At 54.0% G+C, this 13,908-nt stretch carries 9 protein-coding genes and 2 pseudogenes; 10 read left to right on the plus strand and 1 reads right to left on the minus strand.

All coding sequences use genetic code 11. The features are described 5' to 3' along the window. Positions 1-259: 259 nt before the first annotated feature. From WCI03_11105 to WCI03_11140, 8 genes and pseudogenes are all read left to right on the plus strand, one after another. Positions 260-520, plus strand: a complete 261-nt coding sequence (locus tag WCI03_11105; GenBank protein MEI8140401.1) for a hypothetical protein — start codon at positions 260-262, stop codon at positions 518-520. A gap of 27 nt (positions 521-547) precedes the next feature. After that, a complete protein-coding gene (locus WCI03_11110; GenBank protein ID MEI8140402.1) occupies positions 548-1,708 on the plus strand; it encodes an AAA family ATPase in 1,161 nt (386 codons plus the stop codon). Further along, a complete protein-coding gene (locus WCI03_11115) occupies positions 1,705-2,316 on the plus strand; it encodes a hypothetical protein (protein ID MEI8140403.1) in 612 nt (203 codons plus the stop codon). The genes WCI03_11110 and WCI03_11115 overlap by 4 nt, the downstream gene beginning before the upstream one ends. A 317-nt stretch (positions 2,317-2,633) precedes the next feature. After that, positions 2,634-4,514, plus strand: a pseudogene (locus WCI03_11120) (site-specific DNA-methyltransferase). Continuing rightward, a pseudogene (locus tag WCI03_11125) lies at positions 4,511-4,816 on the plus strand (hypothetical protein). Before WCI03_11120 ends, WCI03_11125 begins: the two co-directional pseudogenes overlap by 4 nt. Positions 4,817-4,824: 8 nt before the next feature. Continuing rightward, positions 4,825-6,297, plus strand: coding sequence for a hypothetical protein (locus WCI03_11130; GenBank protein MEI8140404.1), 1,473 nt, complete (start codon positions 4,825-4,827; stop codon positions 6,295-6,297). A gap of 37 nt (positions 6,298-6,334) precedes the next feature. Next, positions 6,335-7,777 (plus strand): hypothetical protein, encoded by a 1,443-nt coding sequence (locus WCI03_11135; protein ID MEI8140405.1) that lies wholly within the window; start codon positions 6,335-6,337, stop codon positions 7,775-7,777. A gap of 330 nt (positions 7,778-8,107) precedes the next feature. Continuing rightward, positions 8,108-9,130 carry a hypothetical protein gene (locus WCI03_11140; protein MEI8140406.1) on the plus strand — a complete coding sequence of 341 codons (1,023 nt, stop codon included), beginning with the start codon at positions 8,108-8,110 and terminating at the stop codon, positions 9,128-9,130. Between the two features lie 296 nt (positions 9,131-9,426). Here the strand turns inward: WCI03_11140 and WCI03_11145 are convergent, their stop codons facing one another. Further along, positions 9,427-10,578: a DNA-binding transcriptional regulator gene (locus tag WCI03_11145; protein MEI8140407.1), complete on the minus strand. Its 1,152-nt coding sequence runs from the start codon at positions 10,576-10,578 to the stop codon at positions 9,427-9,429. Between the two features lie 171 nt (positions 10,579-10,749). Between WCI03_11145 and WCI03_11150 the strand changes: the two genes are divergently transcribed. Both WCI03_11150 and WCI03_11155 read left to right on the plus strand, forming a co-directional pair. Then, entirely contained in the window at positions 10,750-11,802 is a 1,053-nt protein-coding gene (locus tag WCI03_11150) for a discoidin domain-containing protein (GenBank protein MEI8140408.1), read from the plus strand. 56 nt (positions 11,803-11,858) lie between these two features. Then, a complete protein-coding gene (locus WCI03_11155; protein MEI8140409.1) occupies positions 11,859-13,754 on the plus strand; it encodes a hypothetical protein in 1,896 nt (631 codons plus the stop codon). The last annotated feature ends 154 nt before the right edge of the window (positions 13,755-13,908 follow it).

The raw sequence follows: 13,908 nt of genomic DNA on the forward strand, positions 1-13,908 counted from the left end.
CCTGATGATCGGCGAGGAATTATTCCAGGAATCAAAACAAGGTCGCTGAATTGCTGGGCATGATTATGGGCCTGTCCCTGTAGTCCTGATTATGGGCCTGTCCCTGTAGTCCTCTGTAGTCCTTGTAGTCCGTTAAACTACACTAGTGTGATTATGGGTCTGTCCCCGGAGTCCCCCGGAGTCCCCCGGAGTCCCCTGTGATTATGGGTCTGTCCCCGGAGTCCCGGAGTCCCTGTCCCCGGAGTCCCTGGATTTCCTGATGACCCTGGGTCAGAACGGCAAAGAGAAGTCGCTGATTATTGAGTACGATGGAGTCGAGTTCCACATCAAGAATCCGGAGGTTGTCACCGCCCAGACCTTCGATCAGGAATATCTTGAGTATGACATCCAGCGCCAATTAGAGTTGGAGAGTTTTGGATATGGGTTCCTGCGAATCAATAAGTTCAGCCTGCTCCCCCGCCAGAAGGGTGAAACCTCGGCAGATGTGTTGAATGAAAGACTGGAGAAGGCGTTTGCATGAATAACGGCTAATTGATAGGTTTGAAATATGTTATTTACTCGCATCCAACTAACTAATTGGCGGAATTTCGTTAATGTCGATCTCAAGCTGGGGGAGCGGTTGTTCATTACAGGCCCGAACGCCAGCGGCAAATCCAATCTGCTGGACGCTTTCCGCTTTCTAAGGGATATCGCAAAAACAGGTGGTGGGCTTCAGCAGGCTGTTCGAGAACGTGGCAGTTTTTCCAAGATTCGGTGTTTGGCCGCCAGGCAAAACCCGGCGGTTGAGATTAGTGTTGAATTGACTGACCGGGATGGGGCGGAGCAAACGGTTTGGCGTTATGCGATTGGGTTGCGTCAGCAAACGCGGGGGCAGCGAAGTGTGCTTTTGACGTATGAGCGGGTGTGGAAAAATGGACGCCAAATATTGAATCGCCCTGACGACAACCCAGAGGATCGAAGTGATGAACTTCGATTGACGCAAACCCATTTGGAGCAGATTGCATCAAACAAAGAGTTCCGCCCAATTGCTGACACATTTCAGAAGACGCTGTATCTTCATCTCGTACCGCAATTGTTGAAATTCCCGTCCTTGGCGAACCGTGAAAATGCTGGGGAAGATCCTTTTGGCATCAAGTTTCTTGAGCGTATCATGGAAACTCCGGAGAAAACCCGACGCGCGCGCTTGAAAAAGATCGAAAAAGCCCTCAAGGTCGCCGTTCCGGAGTTGAAGGACCTTACCGATTTGCGCGACGAAAAAGGGTTTCCGCATTTGGAAGTGGTCTATCAACACTGGCGGCCACATGGTGGAAAACAGCGAGAAGACCAATTTTCTGATGGTACGTTGCGCTTGATCGGTTTGTTGTGGACCTTGTTGGAAGGCGATGCGTTGCTATTGTTGGAGGAGCCTGAGCTTTCACTGCATTCCAAAATTGTCACGAAACTCCCCGCCTTGATTTGGCGTATGCAGCGTTTGAAACGCCGGCAGGTTCTTGTTTCTTCTCATAGTTCTGAATTATTCAGTGACCGGGGTATCAACCCTTTCGAAGTTGCCTTGTTGCGTCCGCGAGGTAGTGAGGGAACTGTTGTTGAATTGGCCTCCGATAAAACCGAAGTACGGTTATTGCTAGAGGGCGGTATGTCTATGGCGGATGCGGTGCTCCCTCTAACGGCGCCTAAGGATGTTGAGCAACTTACTCTTTTCGAATGAAACCGCCGATCCCGATATATCTTGCCGTTGAGGATGACTTGAGTGAGTGGGTCGCAAGACGTGTTTTGTCCGTTCGTCCGCTGGAATATGCGGTCGGTGCTGTGTTTGGAAAGACGGGGTTTGGATATTTGAAGAAACAGGCTCCCGCCTTCAACAATGCCGCAAAAGGTAGTCCTTTTTTACTCTTGGCCGACTTGGATCAATACCCTTGTCCGGCTCAGTTGATCAGGGAATGGCTTGGGCAACCCCGTCATCCCCATCTGATATTACGAGTTGCAGTTCGTGAAGTTGAAAGCTGGTTACTCGGAGATCCCCGTGGTTTGTCCGCTTTTTTGGGATTAAAGAAGAGATTTGTTTGTCAATATCCAGAGCGTCTGACTGATCCTAAAGCTGAGTTGCTTAAACTTGTCATGACCAGTCCTCGAAAATTGATGCGTGAGTCGCTTGTTTGGAAAAATGAGTCCAGCGGGAATTTGTTCCAAGGGCCAGACTATAACGCCACACTGGCTAAGTTCGTTTTAAAAGATTGGAACATCCAACTTGCCCGGAAAACATGTAGCAGTCTGAATCGATTTTGTCTTGCTCTTGATCGTCTTGAAGCAGAGTGATTCTTATTTGCTTAGTAACCTGATTGGAGAGTATCATGCCTGATATCACCCTGACCGAGTCAGAAGCCCAGACGCTGGCGCGTTGTCTGAGCGAGCATATTGAGCCGCCAGCTGACCTTGCGGCCAAACTCTTTCCTACGGTCCATGCCAAGTTCGATTTCCGTACCCTCAATAACGCCCGCATTCCCACCATCGAATATGCCGGTAAACGCTCTGAGGCCGCCATTCTCAATGAGGCCTCCGCGTTCGGCGCCGGTTCCCCACTCCAGGTCGTCCGCTTCTTCCAGGGCGGTAAGCTCAAAAAGAGTGCCGACCAGATGGAGCTTTTCGCGCGTGAAGCTGGCGAGACTTACGAGACCGGCTGGAAAAATCTCATCATCCAGGGGGACAACCTTCAGTTTCTCAAAACCTGCTTCATCAATCAGGATCCCATCATCAGGGATAAGGTTAAAGGGAAGGTGAAGTTGATCTATATTGACCCGCCGTTCGCAACGAAATCAGATTTCGTCGGTAAGTCGGGTGAAACGAGTTATGCAGACAAGATTGATCGCGCTGAATTCATTGAAGCGCTCCGAGAGAGACTAATTTTTCTAAAAGAAGTAATGGCTAGCGATGCAACGATCTACGTTCATTTAGACACCAAGATGGTTCACTATGTGAAGGTTGTGATGGACGAACTTCTTGGCCAGTACAATTTGATTAATGTGATTACTTGGCAGAGATCACATGCACACGGGGATACGGGACAGTGAGCAAAGCACTTCGGGCGTGTTACTGAACAAATACTAGCATACTCAAAAAGCGAACAATTTACTTTTATTCCAAAATACGTGCCATATACAGAGGACATCAAGGATCGTGACTATAAATACATAGAATCAAAGACTGGCGAGATATACCGATTGATGCCCGTAGACGGCACTGGAGGAGCATCCAAGGGAAATCCTCACTATGAGTTTCTGGGCGTTACTGGTTATTGGCGATATTCCAAGGTGCGAATGCAGGAACTTTATGATGCAGGAGAAATTGTATTGTCATCGACAGGGAAGTCGCTCCAACGGAAGAAATTTCTAAAAGACGCCAAAGGTACACCTGTCACGGATCTTTGGCTTGATGTTGGTAGGATCAGTCCTACGTCGACTGAGCGTGTGGAGTATCCAACCCAAAAGCCTGAATCCCTACTAGAGAGGATTATAGAGACGAGTTCTGTCCGCGGCGATCTCGTCATGGACATTTTCGGCGGTTCCGGCACCACAGCGGCTGTTGCCGAGAAACTCGGCCGGCGCTGGATTACCTGCGATTTTGGAAAGCATGCCATTTACACCATTCAGAGCCGGATCGCGACGATCAATGAATCCCAAAAGCTGGGACTCGCCCCAGAGCAAAGCAAGAAAAAGATCAAATACGACAAAGCACCGAAGGATTTCGGCGTTGTTTCCGTGGGCGCTTTCGACTTCTCCCGGATCATGGATTTGCGGAAGAACAAGGATGCCTATGTTGCCTTTGTTCTGGGTATTTTCGGCATCACCGAGCGCGGGGAGCATTTTTCGAAAAAATATCACATTAGCAATGTTATTGCCGAAAAGGATGGCCATCCGGTCGAAGTGTATCCGGTGTGGGAGGATAAATGGCTCAAGGAGGTCCGGGTTGATGAGGATTACCTTAAGGGGATTATCCGGCAGGCTAACGGCAAACTGAAGGGCACGTACTACATCATTGCCCCGCAGGCCTGTACGCGGGTGGGTGAGTTGACGATGCCGAACGGCAAAGGTGACAAGGTGACATTTAAGACCATGTCCTTCCCGTACAAAATCCTGGAAGATGCCGCCCGGCATTTCCAACTTTCGGAACAGCCGGATTCGCCGGAGAATATCAACCGCCTGATCTCCTCTGTTGGCTTCTATTTCAATGAGGAAGTGGAATTCAAAGTCAAAAAGACCGGCAAGGGATTCAAGGTCACTACCTTCAAGACCACGATTACCGATACCAACGAAAAGGCCTTTGATGGGCTGGACGGCCTGGCCATGATTCTGGTTGATACCGACTATGATGGGGAGACTTTCAAGGTGGACTCCTGCTTCTATCAAAAGGATCTGAAGGAAGGCGAAGTGACGCTCAAAGACGTGAGTGGCAAGACCGCCCTGATTGCAGTGGATAAACATGGCAACGAATCCCAAATTGTGACGGTGAAGGGATGAAGAAGTCGGAAGCCCAGAACGAAATAGTGATCTATCGAGGCAAGGATGGCCGGACTGAGTTGGAGGTTAACCTTCGAGGCGAGACACTTTGGCTGAACCTACAGCAGATAGCTGATTTGTTTGACCGCGATAAGTCCGTTGTCTCGCGCCATATTTCCAACATATTCAAGCAGAATGAGTTAAGCAGGGAAGCAGTTGTTGCAAAAAATGCAACAACTGCCTCGGACGGGAAAACCTATCTGGTTGAATACTTTAATCTTGATGCCATCCTGTCTGTTGGCTACCGGGTGAACTCCACGAGGTTAAGCGCGTGCTCGTGCTGGGACCATCCTCCACCGTGATCGAGCAGGGCCTGACGGATAAGTTCAAGGAATTGTTATACGGCGCCCGGGGCGCGGAACTGAGGGAGAAACTCCCTGAACGGTATCGGAGCCGGGTGGTCAAACTCCTGAATTCCAACGATCCGATCGAGGACGGCTCCGTGGTGATCGAAAATATCAACGCCATCTATGGACAGGAAAATAATTCTATTGGTGATACGTTGTTTGCCGGGGAGGGTGATGTACTGGTGTTGAGTGACGAGGTCCACCACGCTTACTCGCATCTTGATTTCTCCGGCGATGCCCTGTCGTTTGACTTTGAGGAGGGGAAGGAAGGCAAGGGTGACGATCGCGATGAACGGTTGTGGATGAAATTCCTGCGCGGTGAGCCCCGCATCAAACGGCATATCGGTTTTACCGGTACGCCTTACAGTGATAACGATTACTTTTTGGACGTTTTGTACGAGTATTCCATCAAAGATGCCACCGATGAGAAGAAGGTGAAGTGGGTGAATCCCATTCTGCACACCGAAACCGATGAGGGCGAGGCGGAACTCACCAAACTCCAGCGGTTCGAGCAGATCCTGAAAACCCACGCCGAAAATCGTTTGAAGTATCGATATGCAGACAAGAAGGGCCGGTCGCGCCTGAAGCCCATCACCGTTTTCATCTGCAAGGCGACCACCTCGGCCCGGAACAATGCCGATGAATTTATCAAGGTATTAGCCGATTACCTCAAGGAGGGGGACCCTGCCTGTAAGGCGCTACCACGCGCCGCCCTGGAGCAACTGGCGCGTGAGAAGGTCATTTGTGTGACCAGCAAACTCGGAGATGCCGATTACCAGGAAAAACTTGAGGAGATCGAGCAACTTGACCCGGCCAAGACCGGTGGGCAGGTGGAGTTCATTTTTGCCGTCAACAAACTTTCCGAAGGCTGGGATGTGGACAATGTGTTCCAGATCGTGCCCATGGAAGAGCGGGTATTTAACTCCAAGTTGCTGATATCCCAGGTATTGGGACGGGGCTTGCGAATCCCGCGCCAGGTGCCATGGGTGGATATTCAGCAGAACTTTCCGGTCGTGACTGTGACGAACCATGAGAAATTTGCCCACCACATCACCGAGTTGCTCGATGAAGTGACCGAGTGCGAAACCCGTTTTGTGTCCGAGGTATTCCCTGATTCCGAAAAGGAGCGGGCCAAATATCATTTCAACGTGTTCAATCTGGAATATCATCCATCGGTTCGCATTGAGCCCCGATCGGAAGAAGAGAAAAGTGGGCCGGCCGGTTCACGCAGACTTGAGCTGACGCCCTGTACCGAGAAACTGGACGTCAAGGTGGTATACCGGGAAGACACCCGCCGTGATTCAGTTCGGCAACATTATCTTTTCAATCTCCTGCGCCCCACAGATTATCCAGGCTGGTTTAGTAGGTTGAAAAATGGATTGGCGGTGGTGGGGTGATTCCCCCGGGGAACAGGTGAGGTAGGAAGTATCAATCATGAGCATGATTCTGAAAGAAAGACACATAACAGCGGTGGATATGCCCCACGTGCGGCAATCGTTGAAACTTGTTTGCCAAAAATGCGGCGTAAAGCAGTTGTATGATGTTGGGACGATTTTCTTGAGTGATGCAGGAAATAACAACGAACGGTTCCAGTTCACCAACTACTTCCGGTGCTCGCATTGCGATAGCCCGGGCCCCTTTGAGGTTGCTGATTATTTGAAGGTCATTGGGGCGATCATGGCCGGGAAAGTTCGTAAAAATCCAAAGGTGTATTCGGGGCGGGCACAGTTGTTCGACGGGACGGCGCATCAGACTCTGGCCATGTCCGAGGAATACTTGAAGGGAGTGATCGCCAAGGATCCGGATAATGCATTTTTACACGTGCGATTGGGCAACCTTCAGCGGGCCTGCAGGCGTGAGAGTATCGCAATTGAATGTTATGAGAGAGCCGTGGGCCTTGATCCACACGAGTTGGAAGCGCTTACCTCTTTGGAAGAATTATCGATAAAGCGTGAGGACTACAGATCTGCTTTGCGACATGCCAGGGCGATTCTGGATGCCATTGAAACGGGGCGGCGAGCCGAGACTGATGAACTTACGCGCGGGATACTGTCCGCTACGCTTTATCTGATGAACGAGCATGAAGATGATTTTCGTGCTGCATGGGACGGGGAAACGGAAGATTTCCGTGATTCAAAAAGTGGTCAAATATTGCATGAGTATATGGAGATAGGCAGCGGTCTCGACAAACGGGTGCAGTTGTTCGTGAATACCGCTTTGGGTGAGGATCTGGATGAGGAAGAATTCGAAGACGACGATGATTTTGCTTTATCCGAAGAGTTGGACGCGGATGAGGATTCTGGGGCGCGCTGGAAGGATCCAAAATCGTGCCCAGTTGAAATGGAGGCGTCATTGGGGGCTGTGGTCACTAACTCCAGTCTTGATTGGGCTGGTTTGCGTTTGGACCTGCCTGCGCAAGAGGATGGAGGCGTGGCGATCACATCGAGAAACAGTATCAGTCTGACAGATGGTGCGCGCTGTGGATTGTGGACTGTGCCGTCGTTACGGGCGTTATTTCGCGGGAATCGGCAAGCACCACAGGAATCGGCAATGGAGCAATATCCAGCTGAATACGTAGATCTGTTTTACTGTGTTGAGTTTTGCGCCTCAATGATTTTGGACGCTGACCGGGATCCGACAGACGAAGAGTTTATTGAGATTTACTCAACGATGCGGCGGCGGCCCGACGGAAAGAGGTTAGGGGTATTGCACGATGTCGTCTGGCAATCCGCCTGTCTGGCACTAGGCATGGTGAAATACAGTGAATCAGAATACGGCGCGGTCTTCGGACAGTTGACTCGTTCCGTCCGGCATTACCGCACCGGCCCTTCTTCGCGTAACTACATTAGTTATTTGCGTTTGAACTTTAATCGCTGAATTATTCAGTATACGCCTATCCAGTTGGTCATTTCTCGGAATTACCGCAGCAATTATTGCGTCTACCCGCGAATTTATGGAGGGGCAGCCTCTTTTACGTCCTCTGTTTCCGATATAGTGAGGGGCTCTTCCACCGGCACAGCCTCTGATGTGGGTTCCACTATGATGGCCGGTTCCGGAAGTGGCGGCGGTATTGGCTCTGTAATCACGACCGGTGTCGGGGCTACAGGGTGCTGGCGGTTCAATCACGGGCGTGGGCATCGGCGGCTCGGATTCTTGCGCCGGAGGAGGTTGAATAGGTGCGGTTGGTGTGACGACTGATTGGAACGGATGGCTGACGGGATGCTGCAGGGCCATGACAATGCGCGCCTGTACCGCGCTTTTCGGCGCGAGGGGAAACTCTTCATCGCGGGCTCTAACGCGCAGATCTTCCGGGTGGACGACGACGGCGACCGCCTGACGCCAGTCACGGGCTTCCATCTGCAGGCGCGACATTATGAAAAACACCTGCGCGGTCCACTCAAGGAATGGATGGAGCAAGGGAAACAGAGCTATTTGTGGATCGACGCCGATGGTGATGGTCGGGCCCAGCGCGGGGAGGTGCAATACTCCGGCGCCGGCCCGTGGATATGTCTGCCCCATTGGGATGCCAACGGGATGTATGCCGTCGTCGGCAAGGCCGTGCAGCACTGGCCGATCACGAGCGTCAACTCGGCGGGGTCGCCGGTGCTCGGCGAGTTCCCGGCCGGCAAGACGCTGCTGAAGCTGCCGCCTCGTGTGAAAAGCATTGAACCCCGGTGGGCCTCCTACATCACCGCAGATCCGCAAGGTGGCTGGTATGTGGCCATCAACGATTCGATGAAGAACTGGGGCCATAGTTCGGATTCCTTCCTGATCGCCTACAACGCCGACGGAACCCAGCGCTGGATCACCCCGGGCAAGACCGGCGGCACGCCCCAGTCGCACCTCGCGCCGGGCGAGATCGGGTGCTTCCGGCGCATTGCCGGCACGACGCATGGCTTTCGCATTCTTGGCAATGGTCGCGTAGCCCGCGTCACCGGCGAGATCGAGGCCTACCAGACCGGCTGGCACGCCTTCTCGGCCGACGTCTATCCGCCCAAGACCCGCTACCGCATCGCCGGCGTCGAACTGGGGCGGTATTCCTTCAACGAGGTCTACATGGAAGCCGGCAAGCGGTATCCGGTGGAGATTGTTTATGATGCGGAACAGACCCACCCGACGACGAACCAGGGCATCCGGCTGAAATGGGCGACGCCGCGCGGCACCTGGCCGGGGGCGATCACGTCCATTCCGGTCAGTCAGTTGTATGCGCCCCCGCCAGGCGCAAAATAGGGCAATGAATAACGTTCCTGAAATAATCTAGACATGCTCTTGGAAGAGCCACGCCTTATCAGGCGCGGCTACGTAGCCGCCGCTGATAAGCGGTGGCCGGATCCTGTCTAGATTATTATAAGAATGCATATATAAAGACGGATAAAATGCTCGCTGGTTGGGTGGAACATATCGAAGGTCTCCTCGGTGGACTGCGGTAAAAAGCGAAACTAGCGAAAGGTTTATCGTTTGAGGGCTGACCCGAATGGCGCGATCCCTGTGGGAAGCACGATAAGCGGCCGCGGTCGGCGCCCGCGTCACAGGTCGGCGCGGGCGAACTGCCGACGGTAGGCCATGGGTGATTGGCCTTCGTGGCGCCGGAAGACGGTGGCCAGCCGTTCGGGGCTGCTGAACCCCGTGCGGGCGGCGATGGTTTTGATCGGCAATTGCGTTTCGGTCAGCAACCGCTTGGCGCGGACGATCCGGACCTTGCGCAGGCTTCGCTGGGGACTGGCGCCCATGCACTTCACAAATCGCCGCTCCAGCGTGCGCTGGCCGAGGCCCACGCTCCGCGCCAGGTCATTCACGCTGATGGGCTCGTGGGCGTGTTCCTGAATGTATCGCACCGCGGTCGCTACGTCCGGGTCGGTGGCGGCGACGATGGCCGACGAACGCCGTTCGACGACGCCCGTGGGCGGAATGAGGATGGGCAGGGTGGGGGGCGGTTCGCCGTTCAACAACCGTCTTAGCAACGCCGCCCCCTCGAACCCGATCTTTTCCCACGGCACGGCGACGCTCGAGAGCGGCGGATCACACGCCTCGCACATCAACTCGTCATTATCGACTCCAATGATCGCGACTTGTTCCGGCACGCGCACGCCCTGAAGCCGGCAGGCAGTGGCAATTTCCCGGCTCCAGATATCCGTGCTGCAAACACCGACCGGTTTGGGGAGGGTCCGGATCCAGGCCCCGAGCACGTGATCCGCGTCCACCCACCCGTCCCTCAACCGGCGTAGTTCGACCGGCATGGTGATGTCTTTGAAATGGCAGACGCCGCCGCCGCGCGTGAACACCTCGCGCAAACCAGCCTCCCGCTCTTTGCACCAAGGGCGGGGGAAGCGTGGATAGGCCAGATGGCGAAATCCGCGTTCAAGGAAATGTGACGCGATCATGCGGCCCACGGCCCCGTGATCCACCCCCACAAACGGCCCCCGCGCGCCATCCGTGCAGAGCGTTACCAGCGGGATGCCGAGCCGCAGATAGGGCGTTTGATGCTGGTGTTCATAGTGCAAGATCAGGCCGTCCGGCCGCCACCGCCGCAAGTGTTGGATGGTGGCGCTGGTGGGCGGCCCGATTCGGGTAATCCACGACGTTTGTGACTGGGCGAACTCGATCACCCCGCGCAGCATCCCGCGCGTGTAACCTTCCGTCAGCCCGGTGACAATCGCGACTTTGTGACTCGGTCTCATATGTAAGTACACCCTACCACGGACACAATCCTCTGTCGCGAAAAAACAGAAGGTTGACGCATAACGACAGGTACAAGACTGACGAAGTGTGTTAGTATTAAAAGCGTAAGTAGATGTCGGGAACGACAACAAACTGTAAGGGATTCTGAACGCGAGCATCAAAGGAGAAACATGAAAAAGACAAACACGGACACAAGAAGCACCCCGCAACGCCTCATGCTGTTTGGGTTGATGGCATTGGTCATGTTCGGCGCGGGTCGCACGGTTCGCGCGACGCTCATCACGAACGCTGTCATTGATGTGACCGACTATAGCAGTAGCTACATCAACGGCAGCGATCAGCGCGTCACCCGCAACACCTTGGACGGCATCCTTACGCCGCCGGCACAGACGAACTGGGAGACGGCGAACGCCGAAGCGAATAACCCGAGTATCACGTATTTCCTCAACAACCTCTACACGCTGAACTCGATCACCATCTACAACGGGACCGATGGTGGTTCATCGCGTGCCTTCTCGAACACGCTGATCGAAGTCTCCAGCGACTGGGGTAAGACCTGGGCGACGCAATCCATCCAGAATCTGACGTCGACGGCTTATCCCACGACCAACCCGGGGCAGGCGGTGTCGAACACCCCTGTCAACGCCACTCAGGTTCGCATCACGCAACTGAGCGCAAATAAAATTAACGTTGGGCTTGCGGAAGTGCAGTTCGACGCCAGTCGGAATCTGACCAAGAGCAGTCTAATCACCGGCGTCACCGCTACGGCCTCGTCGTATTACGGTGGTCGCGTGCCCAACAACTGTTGTGATGGGTTGAACAAGTTCACAACCGATGCCGAGCTACAGTGGTTGTCCAGCGCTGAGCCACTCCCATGGATTACCTTTAATCTGGGTAGCATCAAGACCGTGAACCACCTGACGATCTACAACCAAAATACGCCAGGTTACATCCGTGATGTCGCGACTTTTGTCATTTCCAATTCGCTGGATGGGGTCACGTACACCCCCGTCACGAATCCCTTGGACGGCACGACGACGTTTTCCATTAAGACTTCGAGGGGCACCGACGCATCCGGCAACGCGGTGTACTTGGGCAACATCCAGGCGAAATATCTGAAATTGAAGACCCTGACGAAATATGGCGCCGACAACTACACCGGTTTGTCGGAGGTCGAATTCTGGATCGCGCCTCGCAGGGGGTCGATGGTCACCATTCAGTGAAGGAGGAACTGCATTCATGTGATTGTCGTCAAATTTCGATATAAACGGAGGGGGCTATGAATAGACTGCGTATAATCGGGGCGGTGTTGATCGGTGCCTTAGGGTTGCTGGCACCCGCCCGGGCTGGGTTTATCGATCACAATTTCGATGCGGATCCCTTCACCAATGGCGCCACGTTCGTGACAGCGGTGGGGCAGTGGCAGGCATCCGATGCGGGCGTGATGGTGGTGAATACAAAATACGTCTCTCCCAGCAATTCCGTCTTGATTCCCACGCGATCTGTCTTGACGAATACTGTGGCGGTGACGAATGCGGGTGTTGTGTGGACGGATTTCCGGATCACGCCGTTCCTTGGGGAGGTGTATGATTTGAGCGCCACCAGCGGTGTCTCTGTCCTCCAGTACTTTGGGCTCGATGGGTATCTCATGGTATGGACTAACGGGGGGTGGTTGACCTGCAGTAATGACGTCTGGGGCCAGCCGGTGTCGAAGGTTTCCACCAGCGCCTTTGCGGACATTTCCGTCTATCAGAACTTCCCGAGCCAGACGGTGGCGATCCTGGTCAACGACCGGGTGGTGGTTCAGGATCTTCCGTTCCTGAATCCCTTCAACGATTACGGCTCATTCAGGTATAACGAGGCGGATGGCGATGCCTGGCTGGATGATGTCCGGATCCAGGCAACCTATGACCCTGCGCGCCTGACCCATGACCGCAATGGCGACACGATGGCTGACGGCAACGAACTCCAGACCTACGGCTATGTGGCGCGGATCCAGTATGTGGGCAGTGGTTCCGGGTATCCCTGTTATGGCACCATTCAGGCGGCGCTGAACGCCTGGCGTGCCCGGGATGCGCTCTACGTCTATGCCGGGCAGTATGCGGAGAATGTTACCGTTTCCAGCAGCATGACGTTTGGTAGGCAAGCCTTTACCAACAGCGGTAGTCTGACGATCGGGGCGGGGATGAACGTGGTGTTTCAAGGCGCGACGGTGTGGAGTAATATTACCATTGGCGCGAATGCCCAGGTGGCGTTCGATCAGGCCATGACATGCAGCAATCTCTCCGTGAGTGCGAATGCCGCTGTGACCTTCGGCGGTTCTGTGAACGTCGGTTCAGCCACGGTCCTCGGTTCCGTTCAGGTCTCCGGCGCCAGCACCGTGACCGTGGCAACAGTCCTGAGCGTGCCAACCAATGGAACCGGGCACCTCGACTTTTCCGGTGGGCGGTTGCTCGTTACGTCGGCTGGGGTTGACATGACCGGAACCTTCAGCATCACCAATACATGGGGTACGCAGGCGACGGCGGGGTTGGATTTCATTGATGACTTCGAACTCTATGCGGATGGCACCCAGATGGCTAATCTGGGATTCCGTGGGTGGGGAGCTTCAAGTACGGGGATTCTGGTCAGGGATGGGCAAGGGGTCGCGAATTCGACAGCGGCACTGATGCCGGCGAATGCGACCCTCTCCAATCGGGTTGCCGCGGCAAGCACTGCCAAAGTTTGGACTGATTACTATATTCGTCCGTCGTGGGGTGAGGCCCCCTTTGCGTTCGACACGAATCGTTACACCTTCCTGAGCTACGTTGGGCCGGATGGGTACCTGAATGTGTGGAACGCGGGGAACTGGGCGGTCTGCAGCAATTACCTGGATGGGAGCGGTCCCGTAGACCCGCTGGCCACAGGTTCCTACACCCGTGTTTCGGTGTTCCTGAACTATGAGAGCTATCGAGCGTCTGTATTCGTTGGCGGTAAGTTGGTGCTTCAGCAGGTGCCATTCCCTGCTGGTGGGGCGATTACTAATTACAACAGTTTCCAGGGCGATAGTCTGGATGGCAACCTTGCGCTCGACAATATCCGGATCACCACGGGTGTTCCGTCCGGGTTATCCAGGGCGCAAGAGATTCAATTGTACGACGGGTTGATGTCGGGAAGCGTATTCAAGATCCGGTGAGGATTGGGTTGTATTCTTACTCCTAATCGTAATCTAATTGTAATCGTAATCATTTCCGGGGCAGTCGATTACGATTACGATTAGGTCGCGCCAGGATAAGGACAGCGCGAAGGGAGGTTGTTAGAGAAATAAGGAGATAACTGACAACTGAAAT

The organism is bacterium, assembly GCA_037143175.1.
GTDB lineage: Bacteria > Verrucomicrobiota > Kiritimatiellia > CAIKKV01 > CAITUY01 > JAABPW01.